The 21,968-nt window shown below is 43.5% G+C and carries 17 protein-coding genes; 10 read left to right on the plus strand and 7 right to left on the minus strand.

Annotation, left to right across the window (positions count from 1 at the left end; genetic code table 11):
- Positions 1-205 precede the first annotated feature (205 nt).
- The gene (gene plsB, locus AC5JPO_RS07975; protein WP_493853774.1) at positions 206-3,010 is read left to right on the plus strand and encodes a glycerol-3-phosphate 1-O-acyltransferase PlsB; all 2,805 of its coding nucleotides are present in this window, start codon (positions 206-208) and stop codon (positions 3,008-3,010) included.
- Between the two features lie 103 nt (positions 3,011-3,113).
- On the opposite strand, the gene ettA is transcribed toward plsB, so the two are convergent.
- Positions 3,114-4,775: an energy-dependent translational throttle protein EttA gene (gene ettA, locus AC5JPO_RS07980; protein WP_102090906.1), complete on the minus strand. Its 1,662-nt coding sequence runs from the start codon at positions 4,773-4,775 to the stop codon at positions 3,114-3,116.
- Between the two features lie 464 nt (positions 4,776-5,239).
- Between ettA and AC5JPO_RS07985 the strand changes: the two genes are divergently transcribed.
- The 4 genes from AC5JPO_RS07985 (at position 5,240) to AC5JPO_RS08000 (ending at position 9,192) form a co-directional block, all read left to right on the plus strand.
- Positions 5,240-6,421 (plus strand): flavin reductase family protein, encoded by a 1,182-nt coding sequence (locus AC5JPO_RS07985; RefSeq protein ID WP_493853775.1) that lies wholly within the window; start codon positions 5,240-5,242, stop codon positions 6,419-6,421.
- Positions 6,422-6,581: 160 nt separating this feature from the next.
- Positions 6,582-8,009, plus strand: coding sequence for a fatty acid desaturase family protein (locus AC5JPO_RS07990; protein WP_493853776.1), 1,428 nt, complete (start codon positions 6,582-6,584; stop codon positions 8,007-8,009).
- 302 nt (positions 8,010-8,311) lie between these two features.
- Positions 8,312-8,605, plus strand: coding sequence for a GNAT family N-acetyltransferase (locus tag AC5JPO_RS07995; RefSeq protein WP_493853777.1), 294 nt, complete (start codon positions 8,312-8,314; stop codon positions 8,603-8,605).
- 293 nt (positions 8,606-8,898) lie between these two features.
- Entirely contained in the window at positions 8,899-9,192 is a 294-nt protein-coding gene (locus AC5JPO_RS08000; protein WP_319052233.1) for a 4a-hydroxytetrahydrobiopterin dehydratase, read from the plus strand.
- Between the two features lie 108 nt (positions 9,193-9,300).
- On the opposite strand, the gene AC5JPO_RS08005 is transcribed toward AC5JPO_RS08000, so the two are convergent.
- Positions 9,301-9,456, minus strand: a complete 156-nt coding sequence (locus AC5JPO_RS08005; RefSeq protein WP_114701374.1) for a DUF1328 domain-containing protein — start codon at positions 9,454-9,456, stop codon at positions 9,301-9,303.
- Between the two features lie 474 nt (positions 9,457-9,930).
- On the opposite strand from AC5JPO_RS08005, the gene AC5JPO_RS08010 reads away from it, so the two are divergent.
- The 3 genes from AC5JPO_RS08010 (at position 9,931) to AC5JPO_RS08020 (ending at position 13,510) form a co-directional block, all read left to right on the plus strand.
- Entirely contained in the window at positions 9,931-11,217 is a 1,287-nt protein-coding gene (locus AC5JPO_RS08010; RefSeq protein WP_493853778.1) for a saccharopine dehydrogenase family protein, read from the plus strand.
- Between the two features lie 499 nt (positions 11,218-11,716).
- Positions 11,717-12,553, plus strand: a complete 837-nt coding sequence (locus tag AC5JPO_RS08015) for a hypothetical protein (RefSeq protein WP_493853779.1) — start codon at positions 11,717-11,719, stop codon at positions 12,551-12,553.
- A gap of 432 nt (positions 12,554-12,985) precedes the next feature.
- Positions 12,986-13,510: a hypothetical protein gene (locus AC5JPO_RS08020; protein WP_493853780.1), complete on the plus strand. Its 525-nt coding sequence runs from the start codon at positions 12,986-12,988 to the stop codon at positions 13,508-13,510.
- Positions 13,511-13,623: 113 nt separating this feature from the next.
- Here AC5JPO_RS08020 and AC5JPO_RS08025 read toward each other — a convergent pair whose 3' ends face one another.
- On the minus strand, positions 13,624-16,158 hold the full coding sequence (locus tag AC5JPO_RS08025) for a Tex family protein (RefSeq protein ID WP_493853781.1): 2,535 nt from the start codon (positions 16,156-16,158) through the stop codon (positions 13,624-13,626).
- Positions 16,159-16,534: 376 nt separating this feature from the next.
- Between AC5JPO_RS08025 and ompR the strand changes: the two genes are divergently transcribed.
- Positions 16,535-17,293, plus strand: a complete 759-nt coding sequence (gene ompR / locus AC5JPO_RS08030) for an osmolarity response regulator transcription factor OmpR (RefSeq protein ID WP_319050677.1) — start codon at positions 16,535-16,537, stop codon at positions 17,291-17,293.
- A 67-nt stretch (positions 17,294-17,360) separates the two neighbouring features.
- Positions 17,361-18,599, plus strand: coding sequence for a CobW family GTP-binding protein (locus AC5JPO_RS08035; RefSeq protein ID WP_493853782.1), 1,239 nt, complete (start codon positions 17,361-17,363; stop codon positions 18,597-18,599).
- 130 nt (positions 18,600-18,729) lie between these two features.
- Here the strand turns inward: AC5JPO_RS08035 and AC5JPO_RS08040 are convergent, their stop codons facing one another.
- The 4 genes from AC5JPO_RS08040 to AC5JPO_RS08055 all read right to left on the minus strand — a co-directional run bounded on the left by AC5JPO_RS08040 (position 18,730) and on the right by AC5JPO_RS08055 (position 21,924).
- Positions 18,730-18,996 carry a DksA/TraR family C4-type zinc finger protein gene (locus AC5JPO_RS08040; RefSeq protein WP_201600864.1) on the minus strand — a complete coding sequence of 89 codons (267 nt, stop codon included), beginning with the start codon at positions 18,994-18,996 and terminating at the stop codon, positions 18,730-18,732.
- Between the two features lie 177 nt (positions 18,997-19,173).
- A complete protein-coding gene (locus AC5JPO_RS08045; protein ID WP_025651116.1) occupies positions 19,174-19,968 on the minus strand; it encodes a substrate-binding domain-containing protein in 795 nt (264 codons plus the stop codon).
- Positions 19,969-20,210: 242 nt separating this feature from the next.
- On the minus strand, positions 20,211-21,059 hold the full coding sequence (locus AC5JPO_RS08050) for a YciK family oxidoreductase (RefSeq protein WP_493853783.1): 849 nt from the start codon (positions 21,057-21,059) through the stop codon (positions 20,211-20,213).
- A gap of 154 nt (positions 21,060-21,213) precedes the next feature.
- Entirely contained in the window at positions 21,214-21,924 is a 711-nt protein-coding gene (locus tag AC5JPO_RS08055; protein WP_319050680.1) for an HAD family hydrolase, read from the minus strand.
- Between the last annotated feature and the right edge of the window lie 44 nt (positions 21,925-21,968).

A 21,968-nucleotide genomic window follows, 5' to 3' on the forward strand; every position in this document is an offset into this window, starting at 1 on the left:
ATATGTTTATCATATCTGTCACCACTGTATTATTACGCCAAACACCGTCATATTTCAAATATTTGGATTTTTTATATCATCTATCACTTACTATAGCGTGACCAGACCGTATTAATATTCGCAGTATATGCAGACACGATATATCGCTTTGATGGCTTTTATGGCATCATAAGCGCAACATATTTGACTATTTTTGATACTGATTATGATACCGAAGTTCCTAAAAAAACGGATTTTTAAAGCGCCAGTCGCGACTGATCGTACATCTGAAACTGACACTCCTGAAACTGACGCCGGTCCAGTCGCCACTAAGCCATACTCGAATGCACCGATCAATCAGTTGTATCGCAAGCTATCGGGGCAGCTACTCGATGTCGCGGTCAAACCCAAGCTACTTGGAGAATTGCCTGAGTTTGATAACGACGATCAGATACTCAGGTTTTATGTGCTACAGGACTATTCTCGCTCCAATAGTATTTTAATTGACTTGCAGACACAAGAGCACAACTTGCCGCCTGCATTGGTTGGGGTAAATGATACGGCCCACGGCATTAAAGAAAACGCTGCTATCATATTTTTGAACCACCCACATGCCAAAGATAATCCCTTATCCCCTCGTCTTTCGCGCTTGGTGTCTGCGGTCTTGCAACATCCAGAACTAAAGGTCCGCCTAGTGCCGGTGTCTATCTTATGGGGACGCGCACCTGAAAAAGAAGACTCGCTGTTTAAGCTGCTCACTGCTGATAATTGGCAGGATCCTAGTATCACTAGGCAGTTATTTAATATCGGTGTGATGGGCCGCGATACCTTTGTACAGTTTCATCCACCGCAAGACTTACGCACCATTATCAACGACAGCCTCAAAGGTGATGTAGAAGGACCTGCTGTTTTTGACTCGGTTTCTACAGATTTGGCTACGGCAGATCTAACACCAACAAACGACAAAAGTGCTGAAGACACCTCTACAAACAATGATGCAAAAACTGATGCCGAGGTAGCACCCAGCTATACTCTGGTTGCAGCCGCGGACGGCAATCGCGAGCTCGTACGTATGCTGCAGCAGCAGTTGACGATCTATCTAGATAAGCAACGCGCCAGCATGCTTGGACCAGACTTGTCAGACAAACGTAACCTAGTGGACAAGCTGGTGTACTCGCCTGCCATCAAACATGCCATCGAGATGGAAGCAGCAGAGACAGGCACTAGCGTTCGAGACGCTCGTAGCCAAGCCCGCGGCTATGCCAATGAGATGGTCAATGACTACTCTCATTCTATTATCCGCGGATTCTATAAGTTTTTGACATGGCTATGGACGCAGTTGTATGACGGCGTGGAAGTTCATCACTTCGAGCGAGTGCGCGATCTAGCGACCGATTATGAGCTGATTTATGTGCCTTGCCATCGCAGCCATGTCGATTACCTATTGCTGTCTTATGTCATTTACAAACGCGGTCTAAGTATTCCGTATGTGGCGGCAGGTGATAACTTAGATGTACCTGTATTGGGACCATTATTACGCGGTGCCGTCGCTTTTTATATTCGTCGTAGTTTCCGCGGGAACGCCCTGTATACTGCGGTACTACGTGAATACATGCACACACTCATTACGCGTAATACCCCGATTGAGTACTTTATAGAAGGTGGTCGCTCACGCTCAGGTCGCCTACTACCTCCAAAGATGGGTATGCTTGCGATGACAGTGCATAGCCAATTGCGCAAAACCAATAAACCTGTAGTCTTTATTCCAACTTATATTGGTTACGAGCGTATCATGGAAGGCGGTACTTATGTTGGTGAGCTAAAAGGTAAACCAAAAGAGTCAGAGTCTTTGATTGGATTACTCAAAGTTGGTCGTAAGATTGAGCGCATCTTTGGCAATGTACATTTAAGCTTTGGTACACCACTGCATCTTAGCGACTTTATGACCAAGTTTGATGTTCCTGCTGACAGCCTGCCATCCGATCGTACTGACTCACCGCTCGATGAAAAAACCAGCGCTATGGTTGATAACATCGGTGTCAAAGTCATGCAGCATATCAATAAAGCAGCAGTGGTGACGCCTGTCTCGCTATTATCATTGGTTTTGCTGTCCGCACCGAAAGCTGCATTGGATGAAAATAGCTGCCGTGAGCAGATCGCTTTATATCAAGGCCTCGCTCAGCAACTGGTCTACGCAGAGGATACGGTGATCACCGATATGACACCGCAGCAAATCATCGATTATGGCATTAAGCTTAAATTGATCGAACGTACGCCGCATATCTTAGGTGATATTATTCAGGTTGCAGGCAAGCAAGCTGCCCTGCTCAGTTACTTTCGCAACAATATTTTGCATGTGTTTATTCTATTGTCGTTCTTGTCCGCGCTAGTCGCTCGCAACGGCCGTATCAAACGCAGTCGCCTAGATAGTATCGCTGAGCAGCTATACCCATTCTTGCAAGGTGAGCTATTCTTATATTATCCCGCACATGGCTTGGCTGAGACCCTCAACAAAAAAGTCGACAGCTTACTCTCTCATGGGCTGATTGTTGAGCTGGGTGATGACACGCTTAGCGTTCCTGAGTCTAATAGCAAGCATTATCAGCAGCTGCAAGTACTGGCGACACCCGTTGGACAGAGTCTTGAGCGTTATTTTATGACGCTTGCCCTACTCGCTCAGCAGGGTTCTGGTAATTTGACTGAGAATGAAGTCGTTGACCTATGTCATCTGCTTGGACAGCGCCTATCTGTACTATACGCCGATGATATTCCGGACTTCTTTGATCGCGCCTTATTCACCAGCTTTATCAGTGCATTGACTCGCTTAGACTATCTACAAAAAGATGACGAGACGGGCATACTGACCTTTGATCATCGTATCAATGACATCGCCAGTCACGCTAAGTACGTTCTAACACCTGATATGATGCAAATCTTACAGCAAGTGGCGAGCCTAGACGAAGAAGAGATTACCCATGCGATTACTGAGATTAGTAATAAAAAGCAGCGTAAATTCGGGCGTAAACGTTAGTATTAATTTAATAACTTACACTGGCTAAATAGCTATACAAAAAAAAGACCGCTAATGATTAGCGGTCTTTTTTTATTGAACTTAACTATACTAAACAGCCGTATTAGTTGGTAATCTTCTTATATTTAGCACGTTTAGGAGTCGCATCATCGCCCATTGTTTTCTTGCGATACGCTTCAAACTCAGTATAGTTACCATCGAACCACACTGGACCTTCTTCTTCGAATGCCAAGATGTGAGTCGCGATACGATCAAGGAACCAGCGATCATGCGAGACCACCATAACAGTACCTGGGAATACTTGAATCGCATCCTCCAGCGCACGTAAGGTTTCGATATCCAAATCATTTGATGGTTCATCGAGTAGCAATACGTTGGCGCCCTGCTTTAGCGTCTTCGCTAATTGCAGACGGTTACGCTCACCACCTGATAATTGACCGACGTGCTTTTGCTGGTCTGAGCCTTTAAAGTTAAAGCGACCGATATAGGCACGACTTGGCGTGGTGTAGTCACCAACCGTAATGATATCTAGACCGTCAGACACTTCTTCCCAAACTGTTTTGTTGTCATCTAAATGATCACGTACCTGACCGACATAGGCAACCTTGACACTTTCGCCCAAATCAACCGAGCCAGTATCTGGCGTATCACGCTCAGTAATCATGTTAAATAGTGTGGTCTTACCCGCACCATTTGGACCAACGATACCAACGATCGCACCCGCTGGTACGTTAAAACTTAGGTTTTCATACAGCAAACGATCGCCGAATGATTTAGAGATGTCATTGATCTCAATAACCTTGTTACCTAAACGTGGGCCTGGTGGAATATAAATCTCAGAAGTCTCATTACGTTTCTGGAACTCTGTTGAGTTCAACTCTTCAAAACGCTGTACACGAGATTTAGATTTGGCTTGTTGGCCTTTTTGGTTTTTACGAATCCACTCAAGCTCTTTTTTCAGCGCTTTAGCAAATGATTCTTCTTGCTTATTCTGCTGCTCTAGACGCGTGTTCTTTTGCTCTAGCCACTCAGTATAGTTGCCTTCATACGGATAACCATGGCCACGGTCAAGCTCCAAGATCCACTGAGCAACATTATCCAAGAAATAGCGATCATGGGTAATGGCAACGATAGTACCGCTGTAGTTTTGCAAGAACTGCTCTAGCCATGCGACAGACTCGGCATCCAAATGGTTGGTCGGTTCGTCAAGTAATAGCATATCAGGGCGTGACAATAGCAGACGGCATAGTGCCACACGGCGTTTTTCACCACCTGACAGTTTGCTCACATCAGCATCCCATGGTGGCAGACGTAGTGCATCAGCGGCTTTTTCTAGCTGGTTATTTAAGTTGTGCGCATCCCAAGACTGGATGATATCTTCCATCTTGCCTTGCTCTTCAGCAAGTTTGTCAAAATCAGCATCAGGCTCAGCGTATTCAGCATAAATGGCATCTAGACGAGCGAGCGCGTCTAGTGCTTCGCGCATACCGTCTTCGACATTGCCGCGTACATCTTTGCTGTCATCAAGCTGTGGTTCCTGTGGCAAATAGCCAACTTTGGTACCTGCTTGCGCGCGCGCTTCACCACTAAATTCAGTGTCGACACCAGCCATGATACGTAGCAACGTTGATTTACCTGAACCATTGATACCTAGGACACCAATTTTGGCACCAGGGAAAAACGACAGGTTGATGTTCTTTAGAATTTCACGCTTAGGGGGAACAAGTTTTGACACGTTGTTCATCGTGTAGATATATTGAGCCATTAACACTCCGATAGACTGCATAGAAGAGAACAGCAAATACCACTCAGCAATGATGCCAAGCGTGCTGTACCTCAAAATCAGGGTTACAAATTATAGGTTATTATCGCATTGTGACGCATACCCTGCAAGCTAACAGGTTGTTTTCCCCTTTGTTTTGCTACTTTTGACATTAAGCCATCTACTTTAGTGATATAAGTTTTCTAAAAGAGATGCTTAAAAGTTTGACTCAATACGCAAACCTAACATTCTGATTCATTAGTGTTTTATAAAAACCACAAAAAGTAGCATCAAAACTTTCGCAAATTTAATCAATAGTCGTTAGCATGTTAGGATAGCTTAATAGCGTTGGAAAAATAGTTTGGCGTTATTGTCTACAACATGACTAGTAAGCTACCGCATGACTGACAAGCTGACATCGAATGTGCAACATTCATTTCAATCACAATCATAAAGGTACTGGTAATATGGCCACCGGCTATCGCCCTGAAGTTATTCAACGTGCGTTTGTCGATTTTATCGGATCGCGCCTCCATCCATTTTGGTCGCTGACGACGCCGAAGCTCAGACTTGTTGCGCGGTATCCATTGAGCGATGATTTGATTGCACTCAGATTTGAGACCAATGGCGCCTTTAGACAGCAATCTTTTAAAGAGACAGAGAGTTGGCAAGGCGGTCAGTATCTTGATTTACGCGTGCTCATCGATGGCGTTTATCATCAGCGCAGCTATTCAATAGTAGGATTGGCAAACCAGCCATTATGGTGGTCAGATGATGCCAATACCAAAGCAGCAAAAAGCCGTCGCCATACAGTGACTATCGCCATCAAACCGCAAGGATTGATATCCAATTACCTTGCTGAGCAAATGCCGATGGCTAGCGTCGTTGATACGAGTGTGCCACTGGGTAGTTTCACTTTAGCAAAAACAAACTTAGATAATAAAAGACTCAACCCTTTGTTGTTTATCGCTGGTGGCAGCGGTATTACGCCCATGTTAGGGCTCATTACCCAAGCGCTAGAGATCGGACATCCAGTGACTCTGCTGCATTATAGTCGTTCTGAACTGTCACAGCTTGAGCACCAGTGGCAACAACTAGGCGATGTACACTCGACCTTTACCTATCATCTGATTCGTACTGACACTCCTGCGACATACTTGGCTGGTGAGCGCTACTTGAGTGCAGATAGCCTGACGGCACTAGATCTGCCTCTAGCAGACACAATAATATTTGCATGTGGCTCACAAGCTCTCTTAGCTGGCCTGTACAAAGCGGTAGCAGAGATCAGCTTACTCGAGGGTATCCAGCTACGCGACAATATTATTGTAGAAAACTTTGGTAGTGAGTTACCTGGTTTTGAGGGTGATAGTGCCCAGATAGATCGACAGCCACAGACAGAAGCGCACACCGTTTATCTACGTGCACGTCAACGACAGTTTAGCAGTAACACGACTTTACTACTGGCTGCTGAGAGCGCAGATCTACGCCTAGCCTATGGTTGTCGGCAAGGTATTTGCCAGCTGTGCCGCTGCAATAAAGTCAGTGGCGTGGTCAAAAATATCCAAACTGGTAAGCTAAGCCACGATGGCTACGAATCTATCCAGACCTGCATCAATATTGCCATGACCGACGTGGTATTAGATATATAGTAACGCTGAAATAAAAAATACGACCACTAACCCCTGACTATCGACCTCTCAAAACTAAAAAATAGACTGATGTTAATTCATATTGTATGCTAAAACTCAGCCGACTCATAAAACCGGATCCAGTGCTGCTTATTCGTGCCGTTTCGGTTAAGGATTATTTATGCGCTTATTACCACCTATTACTCCAGCACAATCTGCCGTACCTACTTTGACGCCACTATCCGATACACAACGTGCAGCTCAAGGGCAGCTAGCATTAGCCCCAGAGATATCTGACGCTCATAACGACGATAAAACAACCGGCAGTGATAACCCGACAAGCTTGCCATCACAGTCAGCTCGCTATCCAACACTGAGTAGTGCACCACTCACGAAAACACAAAGTGAGGCTTTAGGAGCAGAGCTAGATACTATCTATAAGAACGTGATGGATTCACTGGGCAGTGATGATGCTCGTTACATTCAGCGAATATATGCCACTGTGGCCTACAGTGAGGTTGCCGCACGTGGCCTTCTTGCCGCAGTAGGACGTATGCCGTCGCGGCGCTCACAAGTAGCGACTTGGCTACTGGGCACATCCTTACTGAGCTTTAGCAAGATATTAAACAATATGGAGCTTGGGCACAATGTGATGCATGGGCAATACGACTGGATGCAGCACCCGCACCTCAACAGTCAAAAATTTGACTGGGATATTGTCTGTCCTGCGCCATTATGGCAGCACTCTCACAACTACCTGCATCACACATTTACCAATATTGTTGGTCGTGATCATGATGTCGGTTACCATCTGATCAGGGTCACTGATGAGCAGCCATGGGTACCAGAAGACCGTTATAATTTACTCAGTACGGCAGGGTTGGCACTTGGGTTTGAGTGGGCGGTTGCTTTCCATGATATTCAGATTAGCGCAGATGAGTATGCGGACTCTCCTGAGCTGCACCAAATCATGCAGCAAAAATCTTGTGCCCTATTTGCCAAAATCGGACGACAGATGGGTAAGGACTATGTTGTATTGCCAACGATAGCAGCAATAACACTAGGACGCCGTAGCGCTGTGAGTACATTGAGTGGTAATGTCACAGCTAATATTGTCCGTAACCTATGGACATGGGCGGTGATTTTTTGTGGTCACTTCACTGAGCAAGCACATATCTACACCCGCCTCGATTCTGATGAAAGCAAAGGCGACTGGTACGTGCGACAGATCCTTGGTTCTAGCAATATCAAGGGCAGCAAGTGGTTTCATATTTTGACAGGCAATCTATCCCATCAGATTGAGCATCATATCTTTCCTGATATGCCAGCCCGCCACTACGCTAGAATTGCGCCGCAAGTACAGGCCATATGCCACAAATATAATCTGGCATACAACACTGGGCGCTTTAGCACACAGCTTCGACAAGTCTTAGGACGCATTCACCACTTTAGCAAACCTAGCGAACAAGAGTGGCAAGCGTACCAGCAGTCGGTATCACGTACGGACAATACTACCACCAATGATGCTAAACCAGAGATGGAGGACGAAGGTGGACTCAGTCGGTTCTTGCCTCCTGTGGTTCGTAAAGCCATCTCATACGCACGGTAATATATTTAGATTGTTGCTCTGATAAATCGATGCCAGATGCTCACGCGCTTATATTTTTAATGGCTTAGACAACTGAGTGTTTAAGTGATTGAAAAGTGCCTAGCAGAGACAAGACCTTAATAATGTTAACAATCACCCTATCGACCCTTACGGTAAGCGTCTAGAGTATTTAGTATCAATGTTGCATAGTTATATACTCAATTAGCAAGATAGGACTCGATAGGTCCCTACTGCTAGCGCCTTAACACTCAAAAACCTTTAATTCACAATAAAAATTCGATAATAATAAATGGAGTTTATTAATGAGCAACCAAGTTTCTAAATCAGAATTAGATATTATACATAATCAAGCAGCAAAACGTTTTGAGACAACTATTGACGGTCAAACTGGCTATATCAGTTATCAAGAGCGTGATAACACACTTGTCTACGATCACACCATTGTCCCTCAGCAGCTAGGCGGCCAAGGTGTTGGGTCTGCATTGGTTGTACATGCGTTGGACTATGCACGTGCGCAAGATAAGAAAGTCATACCGCAGTGTTCATTTGTAGCCTCGTACATTAGCAAACATCCTGAGTATCAAGATTTGATCTAGCGTGTTATCTATCAGCGCGACAGTTTTTGTTAAACTATGGTTTCAATAATAAGAGTTTAGGGCATGTCCCTAATTCAAACGTTTATCACTAAATAGAATAAAAATGGCTAAATCTTTGACAAATGGCGGCAAATAGCTGGTCAATATTTCGATATTATCTGTGCGACTTTCCTTATTTGTCTGCGATTTATCTCATTTTTATCATCATTTTTAAAATAGGGACATACCTTAGGAGACCTGCCCGCACATAACTGTTAATCAACCAATCCGATACAACAATAAAGGTTATTAATATGAGTAGTTTATCTGACAAACAAATCAATCTACAGCTAGAAGACCTTGCTGGTTGGCAGCGTGATGGTAATAGCATCGTCAAGACCTACCACTTTGCTGATTTCATCGAAGCTATGAGCTTTATGAATCAAGCAGCATTTCATGCTGAAGCACTCGAACACCACCCTGAATGGCGCAATACATACAACATAGTAGAAGTACGTTTGACCAATCAGGATACAGGTGGTATTTCTAGTTTGGATATTCGCTTAGCAAAACGAATGGAACATATCGTTCAGCCCAAACGTCTATAGTATTACGCTAAATGCATTAATAAGTAATTTTTTGAGTTAGACATAAAAAAGACCCTAATATTAGGGTCTTTTTTATAATTATGAATTTCTTAGAACGATAAGCTTTTTTTACATTTTACGACTAACGAATGCGACGATAAATAAGATGACCGCAACGGCTAAGAAAATGTATGCCAGATTAGCAGATAGTCCTGCAACACCGCCAAAACCTAGTAAGCTTGCTAATAGTGCAACTACTGCGAAAATAATAGCCCAACGAAACATGATGTTCTCCTAAAATAATTGTTAAAAACCAGATAGTAAACTTTATATGGTATTCATTTAACTTCTTGTTTTTTTAATACCAGTCATATCTGCTTACAAACATAGATTAGCAATATTTTTTTCTAAAGAGCGTACACTTTGGTAATGATATCGGTAGGTTATGTAAACTTTGTAGCAACTCCTAGTACCTTTTATTTTTTATTGTCTTAACAATTACGCTATTTGGGATTATCCAATATCTTTTGACAATCTACTTATTGATTTATAGCTGTATACTTTATAGCTGTGCCTATTAGAACTATATACCTATTAGAAATATAGATAAGTAGCATTAGGATAGATGCCCTAACTGTTTTCTGAAACAGATGTTTGGCAATGAAAACTGTAGCGACTCCATAAACTCCTAACCTATTTAAACCACTTGGTTTATAGTTTAAGGTCACATGATCACTCACCCTATTAAGGATAATACCCATGAATACTGACACGGACACCGCAAAATCATTAAAACAAAGCAACACTGATAACCGCCCCTATGCCGTTATCTTGTACGGGGCAACGAGCTTCGTAGGTCAAATCACTGCTCATTACCTAACCAACTTTTTGTCTAATGCCAAAAACAAAGACGGTTCTAATATTACTTGGGCGATTGCAGGGCGCGACGAAGACAAGCTAAATAAACTACAGTCAAAGCTTGAGAGCAAAGTAGACATTATCATTGCCAACAGCAAAGATCCTGCCAGTCTCGATGACATGACAAAGCAGACACAAGTTATCATCTCAACCGTTGGTCCCTATCTAAAATATGGTGAGCCACTGATAAAATCTTGTGCTGAAAACGGCACTGATTATGTCGACCTTACCGGTGAGGCGATTTTTATCAAAGATATGATGGACAAGTATCAAGATACTGCTAAACAAAGCGGCGCACGTATCGTAAACTCTTGTGGATTTGACTCTATCCCATCAGATTTGGGCGTTTATTTCCTACAAGAAAAGGCGGAAGAAAAGTTTGGCGAAACTTGTAATGTAATCAATATGCGCGTAAAAGCGGCGAAAGGTGGCATCTCTGGCGGAACGATTGCCTCGATGGCGTCTATCTTTGAAGAAGCTGGAGAAGATAAATCACGCCGTAAACAAGTCGCCAACCCTTACTTGTTGAATGACGACGCAGAGGCGCCCAATGTACGTCAAGACAATGTCAGCAAACCAAAGTACGATAGCAACCATAAACGCTGGTTAGCGCCTTTTGTGATGGCGACCATTAATACGCGTATTGTCCATCGCAGCAACCAACTACTCAGTTATGAATATGGTCGCGATTTCAAATATGACGAAGCCATGTGGATGCAAGATGGCGTCAAAGGCAAACTATCAAGCTATGCTATGAGTGCAGGGTTGCTGGGTTTCGCTACCGCCATGATGATCAAGCCAAGCCGTGAGTTGTTATCTAAGCATGTCCTTCCTAAGGCAGGGTCAGGCCCGTCTAAAGATGAGCAAGAAAACGGCTATTTCGATATTCGTCATTTTGGAAAAACGGCTAAAAAAGACACTATCACTGTCAAAGTCACAGGTGATAAAGACCCTGGTTATGGCAGTACCTCTCGTATGATTGCACAAGCAGCATTGTGTCTGGCACAAGATGTGAGTAAAGAGGACGTCGGCGGTGGATTTTGGACACCAGCTTCTGCAATGGGGGATAATTTGATATCTCGTCTAGAAGAACACTCAGGTCTGAGCTTTGAGGTTGTCGACGGCTAGTCGCTCGAACAATTTTTAAATAGCGATGGGTTAACGCTTATTACTTTTATGACCGTATCTTGGTAACAAGGTACGGTTTTTTGATGGCTGTACATCTATCAATCTTGCAGTGCATGTTAACAAATACTAATACCGTACTTTTTTAGTAAACAATGTTGCGGCTTTTCGATTTTTTAATACATTATGCTACACATTCCTAGCGTAATGTCACAGCCATAACTGAGGCAGTACGCTAGGATGAAACAGGTCATAAAGTCCGTTCTATAGAAAATAAAAAAGAGACATACAGAAAGGCGCATCAAATTTATAGCGGAAATTTAAAAACAGTTTTGACATACTAATTATTTAAGAAAAAAGAAAACGAAAAAAATAAGTAAACGTATTGGTTAAAGGATTAAGTATTGCTTAAAGAAGTGATACTAGACATAAGAATAGTTCTAGCTTCTTATAAGACAGAGAAACAGCAGGATTGCTAACATTAACTAAAAAGGAAATAACGATGAAATTGAATGTATTAACAGCCGCCATATTAAGTTCAGGTTTTGCTTTTTTTGCCAGTTCAGCTAATGCCGCCATGGTGACAGACGGTCATGGTAATGTTGGTTACGACAGTTATGAAGAATGCGTGACTGCCGTTCGAGATGGCTCAGCCAAATTCTATACCCCATATACGTATCAAAACCCAAAACGCCAGGCTGGTGAAGCAACTGTCGGCAAAATGCGATTGTCTGAAGTCATGATCCCTCAGAGCGTTGTTAATAGTAATAATTTGCCTACCAGCAACTATTCAACTGGTGCTTGTGACTTAGGTGTTGGTCAAGCAAACGGTCGCTATGGTGTATCAGGAGACTTGGTCGGCAAGTACATCCCTATTGCAGCTGACATGCCTGTCAACGTCTACATGGACAGTGCAGGAAACCCTGTACGCCTGAGCATGCAACAATGTGATAACCATTTTGGCGGCAAGTTCCCTACTCCTATCGTAGGTGAGGTAGCAGCGCCAGAAGCACAACTCGCTATCGCTGAAGCACGTAGCGTAGAACCAGTGATGATTGAGACCACCCGTGTCATCCGCCCTACAAGTTACAGAGTTAAAGAAGTTATCCTCGTGCCAGAAAACCAAGTCAAAAGTATTAATACAGCTAGAGGAGATGCCATTGCCATTGAAAACAGTGCCAATGACACGGTTATCGTTGGGAAAAAAGCAGATGCTGATGTTATTAATAATATAGCAGTGACTCAGAGCTACCCTGTGATAGACCTATCTGATGATAATAGTGACAATCAGCAACGCTCAATGAATTCTGATGATACTGAGTACATGATTATTGAATAAAAACGGTGATGCATGTACCAATAGTCATAGAGCTTGATTTCATAACATCACAAGAATATACCAAGCTGTTAGAACTTTAATGAGTTTACTACTGAAATACCAGCTATATAGCTGGTATTTTGCTTTTACCAATTAGAACAAGGTTAAATCAAAAGCTGATCACATTTATATATGCCCTTATTTAAGTCGATTTATATTCAAAGCAGTTTATATATAAATTACTTATTAATATCTAGGTTACTTATTATAAGTTACCTCATATAAGTTACCTCATATAAGTTACTTTTTTTAAAACACTTCAGCTGAGTGATTGTATTTGGATATAGATGTTAGGACTTGGATATATAGATCGGTTTTCAATTATCAATTTATAGGTTTTGGAGCTTTATAATGAAAAAGAACGTTTTATCTTTAATCGTAGGAACTACTCTTATGTTACCAGCTGTAGCAATGGCTGCCCCTATGGGGAACAGTGACATTATGCCAGCAGATATGCGTAGCACGGCCGTTGATAATACTTTACGAGCTGAAATAGAAGGTCCTGATGGTGAGCTACTAGCTACCCAACCTGGCGCTGTTGATATCGATGAGTCTGATGCCGACGATATGGACGACGAAACCGATGACATGGGTGACGAAGCCGATGATATGATGCGTAATAAGGCCAACAATAATGCCGCTTTGAGAAACAACGCCCAGGTATCTACCAATGCTGCAGCAATGACTGCGGCGCCAACTGCTCAAGTTCCTGCACGTAGCGTCCAAACACCTAACATGCAGCATAGCAATGCAAACTATCAGCCATTGATTGTAGGTGAAGCGGCTTCCGATAATAAAATGGCAGATACCGCTAGTACTTTACAAGAAAAGAAAAAAGACAAGCGCGGTGAGTTACTAGCCACACAGCCAGCCAATATACAGTTCAAAGAAAACCGCCGTATTGCGGTATCGCGTTAAGGCTAACAATTTTTTGAGTCAATCAATGCTTTATTACTGACTTACTGAACATAAAAAGGCAGCCATATGGCTGCCTTTTTATGTTCAGTAATATTACCTATGCCGTAGCGTGCTTATTTCTTTGTCTTAGTCACGCCAGCTTCTTGCAACAAGGCGCCAAGCGTACCCATCTTGCTCGGTGATTCAGCTTTGTCATTTTTGACTGGTTTACTACTGCGGTTGCTATTTGCATTGTCCGGACGCTTGCCGCGTGGTTTAGCGGAACGCTTATCAGCAGCTGGGCGACTATTGTTTGGACGGTTGCTATTTGCAGGATTGCTACGTGGACGACTGGTTTTTTCGCCATCCGTATCTATAGCCGCTGTACGTGCAGGTTTCTCAGATTCAGGTTTCATACTAAAACCGATACGCCCACGTTTTTCATCGATAGAGATGACACGTACCGATACGATATCACCTGGCTTGACGCGGTTCATAGGATCTGCGACAAAATCATTGGCCATCTGTGAGATATGTACCAGACCATCCTGATGTACCCCTACGTCAACGAAACAACCAAAGGCCGTCACATTGGTGACAACGCCTTCTAAGACCATGCCTTCGCTAAGATCTTTGATACCATTCACATCATCACGGAAGTTAGCCGTTTTAAACTCAGGTCGTGGATCACGTGCAGGTTTAGCCAGTTCATCTAAGATTGCTTTTACGCTGACATTATCATCGTTAGCCGCTAGTGTGGTCGTATCGATGGCATTTAGCACATCATCATTACCAATAACTTCTGGCAACGGCTTACCCGATTGTGCCAATAAGCTATCGACCAAGGCATAACTTTCTGGATGTACGCCAGTCGCATCTAGTGGATTGCTACCATTATGGATACGCAAGAAGCCTGCTGCTTGCTCAAAAGTTTTAGCACCTAGGCGTGGGACATTTTTGAGTGCTTCACGACTATCAAAGGCACCGTGCTCACGGCGATACGTGACGATTTGCTGTGCCACATTGCGGTTAAGACCTGCAATATGAGCCAAGATAGCAGGGCTCGCCGTATTGACGTCCACACCAACCGCATTCACGCTGTCTTGAGTGACTTTATCGAGACTATCCGCTAGCTGGTTCTGGTTCACGTCATGCTGATACTGACCAACACCGATAGCTTTCGGATCGACTTTGACAAGCTCTGATAATGGATCTTGCAGGCGACGGGCGATAGAAACGGCACCGCGTACAGAGACATCTAAGTTAGCAAGCTCATCACTGGCAAGCTCGCTCGCTGAATAGACAGACGCGCCCGACTCATTAACGATAACAGCTTTAGCTTTCAGTGTATCATTTGCCGCTAGAATCTCTTTAATCATCGCATCGGTTTCGCGGCTTGCCGTACCGTTACCGATAGCCACTAGGTCTACATTATAAGTGCCTAATAGCTCATCAATGACTGTTTTGGCTTCAGTCATTTTGTTATCAGGTGCAAATGGATAAACTGTCGCGATGACAGGCTTTTCTTCGCTGTCTAGCATCACGTGACCTTGAGCGTCCACGATAGCCATCTTTACGCCATGACGGATACCAGGATCAACGCCCAAAATCACTTTGGGGCCTGCTGGTGCAGACATGAGTAGATGCTGTAAGTTGCTAGCGAATACATCAATCGCATCCGCTTCTGCGGCTAGACGCTTTTCAGTCAACAAGCGATGCTCGATATGCGGACGCCATTTGTCTTTCCACAAGCTACTGGCCGCTTCCGTCAAAAATTCACGACGTGCAGCCGGTGCTTTGGCATCAACATCAAAATTGCTAATGATTTTTTCGATAAAGGGAGCATCCTCGCCTTCAATCTTTAGACCCAAGACGTTCTCTTGACGACCACGTAACATTGCTAATAGACGATGATTTGGGAGACGAGCTAAGCTTTCGCTATGTTCAAAATAGTCTTTGAACTTCTCGCCCACTTCACGCTTTTCTTCGCTCGCAACACTCGATACGATACTGGCAGTTTTGGCAAAACCACTACGCAAATTATCTAGCAAGCCTAGTGCCTGTGTCCATTCATCAACGATAATTGCCTGTACGCCCGCGAGCTGTTTTTCAATATCGCTAAAATCAACTTCAATCTCATTACCACTATCATCAGTAATACTTGATTGGACTTGATGATCAGCCAATGCGTCAGTCGGAGTGATTTCTTGCGTCAATACTGCTTGTGCAGCAACATCGAGACCTGCGGCACGCGCTTTGGCAGCAGGTGAACGACGACGTGGACGATATGGCAGATAGATATCTTCAAGCTCAAGCTTAGAGGTCGCATTATCGATACGCGCCTGTAGCTCATCAGTCAGATTGTCCTGTGTACTGAGTAGCTCCAAGATCTTGAGGCGACGTGTAGCCATATCACGCTCATAGTTCAAAGACTTCTCTAGTGCACGCAGCTGTGCATCGTCCAGGTTTTGCGTCTTTTCTTTGCGGTAACGCGCAATAAAAGGAACAGTCGCGCCTTCATCATAAAGTTTCACAAACGCATTGACTTGAGCAGTCTTAATGCCAAGCGCGCGAGCAAGCTTGTCGTGAATATTCGCGTGTGTGGTTGCATCCAAAACCTGTGCATTTGTCGAGGCTTGAGATGACGTTAAGGTATCAGTGCTACTCATATACGTATCAATCGTTGAGAAATGTAGTTTTGCATTATAGCAAAAGCTGCATGAATAAAAATCCTTTTTATCTTTTCGTTATTTATCGTCTATTTTGTGGCGCAAATCGTTTTGTATCAAACGTTCCATGGCTTCGTTAAACAAACGCATACAGCATTTGTCCTTATGAGTGATGCAATTGGCGGTGCAATCTTATACACTAAAGTATCAATGACACAAATATCGATATGCGTTGACATATTGAACAATAGTTTTTGATTTTGTGACGTATTTATTTTGCCCAATAACTAAATAATGGCAACCAATAGCAATGTTTTACTCATCGCTTTTGACTCGTAGTTTCTGCTAACAATAATTTTTATAAAAGGATGCCTGTATGACTGATAATAACAGCCCAGATACTTTGACTCAGCGTATTTTAGTCGTCGATGACGATGCCCGTCTGCGCTCTTTGCTGCAGCGCTTTCTAGAAGACGACGGGTTTGTGGTTCGTACTGCTCACGATGGCAGTCAAATGGACAAACTCATGCAGCGCGAGCTTTTCTCTCTAGTCGTACTAGATCTGATGTTGCCAGGTGAAGACGGTATCAGTATCTGTAAACGCTTACGCGAAGACAATGCTGACATCCCAATTATTATGCTGACCGCCAAAGGTGGCGATGCAGATCGCATCGCAGGTCTAGAAGCAGGTGCAGATGACTATCTGCCAAAGCCTTTTAATCCAAAAGAGCTATTGGCGCGTATCAAAGCAGTATTACGTCGTCAGAATCGTGAGCTCCCAGGCGCACCAAGTCATCAGTTAGAAGTGGTTGAGTTTGGTCCATGGACCCTAGACTTATCAACTCGTACGCTCAAACGCGACGGCAATGTGGTGACACTTACTACAGGTGAGTTCTCAGTGCTTAAAGCCTTGGTACAACATCCACGTGAGCCACTGACTCGTGATAAGCTGATGAATCTTGCTCGCGGGCGCGAATGGGGCGCGATGGAACGATCTATCGACGTACAGGTATCACGTCTACGTCGTCTGATTGAGGATAATCCTTCCCAAGCGCGTTATATCCAAACGGTATGGGGTGTCGGCTATGTGTTCGTCCCTGACGAGGCTGAGGCAGACACCGTCAAAAGCGAGTAGCTTTTGACTACTATCATTTTCTTTTAGTATGGGCCGTGTTCGGTAACTCACAAATACGGTCTATATAATGAGTATTTCTGTGAAAAACTCTGTTATTTTTCAAAACATACCCTGCACGTTAGTGACAGGGTTTTTAGGTGCTGGCAAAACCACAGTAATTAATCAGTTGCTTGCCACAAAGCCTGATAACGAACGCTGGGCTTTACTGATCAATGAGTTTGGTCGTATCGGTGTTGATGGTGCACTCTTAGCAAGCTCACAAGCCAGCACGCTTGAGCAAAAGAGTATTGCCATTCGTGAAGTCAGTGGCGGCTGTATTTGCTGTACCAGTCAGTTGCCCTTACAAATAGCGATCAGTCGTCTACTCAGTGACCATCATCCACAGCGACTCCTTATCGAGCCTACAGGGTTAGCTCATCCGCGCGAGCTTATATTACAGCTCAGTGCCCCGCACTGGCAGACAGCTTTGAAAATGAGCGCCGTGATCACTGTACTGAGCGCTGAGCAGTGGCAACAAACTAAATACCGTCATCATGATGGCTTTCAAGCGCATATCCGTGATGCCGATGTACTGATCATCAATCGCTATGCTCAATTGAGTAGTAACGAAAAACAATCCTTGGTAGAGTGGATAGCCAAGCTCAATTCACAAGTAAAAATTGTTTGGGCAGTATCTGAACAAGTAGTGCCTGATATAGCAGGCTCGTCAAATACCCCTTTAGCACATAACTACTTAGCGACGCTAAACGAGCAACTGCATAAGCCCAGCGCTATCATTTCAAACCAACGCAAAGTCAACATCGCTCATAATCAGAAATCTACGCTTGGCTCACTGTCACAGCCAAGCACTTTGGGAGTTTCGTCATCCTCGAACGGTCTTGGGGATGAGGCTGAGACTCAAGCTAATACTGATACCGAATTACTCTATCGATATCATGAAGAGCAGCAAGATTTTCAGCTGGCTGGATGGCGATTGCCTACACACTACGTGCTAGACGCTGATGAATTACAAAACTGGCTATTAGCACTGCCAAACTGGCAGCGTATCAAAGGCGTCGTACATACTTCAGATGGCTGGCTGCAACTCAACTTCAATCCTGGCAGTATAACTACCAAGACAATTGATGCACAGACTGGCAGTCGGTTAGAGGTTATCTTACAGTTAGGCAATACTGTCGATACAAATGCTATCGATACAACTATAGAAAAAATAGAGACCGCATCCCATACTAAATCCTCATCAGACTCTGTAGATTGGGAAGCTTTTGATCGAGAGTTGATGGCAATGGTTATACAGTCGCTCTAGAATAAAAGCATTAACACAAAAAAATGAACATAAAAAAGCGACCCCTGCTATGTAGAACAGGGTTCGCTCTTTTGTGCTCACTCTGACTTCTCTTACTCAAAGTTGCTTAGCTCTTGCTAAAATCATTCAATTAACGCAATTGACTGTCTTTACTACCACGGCGATTGAACAGTTCCGCAGCCTTTGCTTCTTGTTCAAGCTCGGTCTGACAGCTAACACAGTGTTGAATACCAGGAACCGCTAATCGCCGCGCTTCTGGAATAGGGTTACCACATTCATCACATAGCTCAGCACTGATACCTGTAGGCAGCGAACGTCGCGCTCGCTCTAACGCATCATTGACCGTTGCGTCCATCTGCTCGTGCTCAGCACCATCTCTTGACCAACCACCTGCCATAATCCCATCCTATTTATTTTTTAATGATCATTGCTTTATAGATAAATTCTTTAATAACAAATAGATGGGGTGGTTATTGCTAATTACAATATGCAAATAACAAATGTGTTTGAACGATTAGTGAGAATTATATTTAGGGTATTTACTTTTTAAGAGTGTATGCCTAAAACCTTCTACTCAGCGTTGCCACCCTTCTGTTTTCATGATTTTTTGTCCTTTTTTAGTGATTAAAAAGTTAAGAAAATCTTTTGTTTGAGGATCAGCTTTTGGTGATACAACGATGTTTAAATCACGCCAGATAGCTCGATCCTTATCTATACTAACCATGTCCATATCTTTGGAATTATTAAGCGGCCAATTCGGCCAAGTTATCCAAGCATCTGCTTTTTCATCTTTAAATGCTTTAAAACTGGCTCCAGATCCTAAAGAATACGCTACTATATTATCTCGAAAACGAGCAATATCGTTTAAGCTTCCTTTGCGTCCTGCGAGATCCTCCCAAACTCCAGTACCCGAAGTGTTATATGTTCCTTTACCTTCGGTCACAACTATTTTAATCCCCTTAGCTAATAAATCATCAAAGCTACGTATATTTTTAGGATTTCCTTTTTGTACAGCTATGATTGCTGGTCGGATATAAATGGGTTCAACTTTTTCATGATCAAAAGTTTCGTATGTCTCAAGAAATGCAGTCATTGATTGCTCAGAAGTTCCCCACAGAGCATCGGCATCAGCTTGAGCGTCAGCCGACCATTTGTCTTCAGGTCCTGCTATTAATTCTACCTTGGTACCACCTTGCTTTTCCCAGACATCTGCCACTTTTCTTAAAGCGGTATGTGGGCCACCTGCTCCATACAGCTTTATGACACCATCCTGAGGATTGTGCTCGATGGAAGGATCAAAAAGCGTGGTTTGCGCAAAAGCTGAAGTACAACTTAGCAGCACACATGCAGCAGCAATGGACTTATTCATAAGTATTATCCTAAGTAAAAATCATTGGTAGTTTTGACAAAAAACAGAGTCGTATTTACTATAAAACAGATATCTTGCTGTTGGTATATATTTTTTGTAGCTTCTATTAGCACATCAAGCAACTAAAGAAAATTTATACCAGTTTCGCATCCTAGTACGACGCATCTATTTCATTTAGTATCAACTATAGCTACCCAAATTACTTTTACGCTTTGTATTCATGCAAGTTTAAGTAACACCTCTTAATCTTTTGGCTGTAGCTCAACCACTTGCCCGCGTACACCAATACTTTCGTTACTCATCAAGCAGACGTAGGCTGACATGATGTCTTCCGGCGTTTTTAAACTCATGGGATTTTCTCCTGGATAAGCATGAGCGCGCATATTGGTACGCGTTCCACCAGGATTGATACAGTTAAACCGCAAATTCGTGGTATTTTGCGTCTCTTGAGTAAAGATATCACTCATCCCTTCGACGGCTTGCTTGGAGAGTGCATAAGCGCCCCAAAATGCGCGAGGATGCGTACCTACTGTACTAGAAGTAAAGACGATAGAGCCGTGATCAGCATCTTTCAATAAGGGAAGCAGTGCTTGGGTGAGCATAAAGGTCGCTGTAAAGTTAACTTTCATCACTTCAGCAAACGTATCGACGTCGTACATCTCAAGCGGGGTCAATTGACCAAGTACACCAGCATTATGCAATATGCCATCCAGTTGACCCACTTCTTTGTCGATCAATCCTTCTAACTGCTGCATCTCAGGATAAGTCGCCCCTTCTAGATTCATAGGCAACATTGCAGGCTGCTTACCACCCAGACTTTCAATCTCATCATAGACATATTCAAGCTTGCTACTGGTCCGTCCTAGCAATAGGACTGTGGCACCATAGCGAGCGTAGGTCAAAGCGGCAACACGGCCGATACCATCACCTGCGCCAGTCACCAAGATAGTCTTACCATCTAGGCAATCATTAGGTGGCACAAAACTACGAATATCATCATGAGTCAAAGGCTGAAGGCGACTGTGGACGGTTCTTTGGTTGTCTTGCTGACTGTTTTGTTGATTGGCTGGCTGGTCAATATGGTCACTCATAGCGTTGCTCACTACTTATCATTTATTATCATGGAATCGTTAAAATACGTGCTTATCTTTAGAGACTGAAATATACCAATAGCTGATAGCTGATAGCTGATAGCTGATAGCTGATAGCTGATAGCTATAAAACTAAAAACTAAAAACTAAAAACTTATAAATAATCGAATTTGCCAGAAGACAACAGCAGTTTGTTTAACTGCTCAGGAGTATCAGCAATATAATCAGCACCCCACTTTTTCAAAGACTTCTGATCTTCAGGCGGAATATAACCGTAAGCGGCTAAAATCGTTGGCATACCAGCCGCATTGCCTGCTTCTATATCACGTATATGGTCACCGACGTATAGGACACAACCAGCTGCGCCGCGAGGAATCCCTAGCTTCTCTAATGCCATATACATCGGCTCTGGATCAGGCTTTGATCGGGACACATCATCAGGGCATACCAGAGCGGCACAGCGATCATCTAGTTGCATTTCGCTTAATAGCTTTTCTGCCAGATAACGGGGCTTGTTAGTGACAATTCCCCATGGGACACCTTTTTCTTCTAAATCAGTCAGTACCGCTTCGAGCTCATGGAACACACAGCTGTCCACACAGATATCGGCTTCATAGTCGTCTAAAAACTGCTGACGAAAATCAAGCAATGCGTCATCGCTAACCTCAAGTTGATCATTGTGTCTGAGCATCAATTGCACCATAGCTGACGCACCCGCCGAGACTTGCTCACGGATTGCTGCCTCAGGCGGCGCTTGCCAGTTATTCTCCAAACTCATTTTGCCAATGATACGAACAAAATCAGCAGCAGTATCGATTAACGTCCCATCAAGGTCGAATAAAACAGCTTTTACGAATTGGGTCATAGTGAATGCTCTTGAGATTGATCATATATTTAATGAATTACGGT

The organism is Psychrobacter sp. H25 (assembly GCF_059076335.1).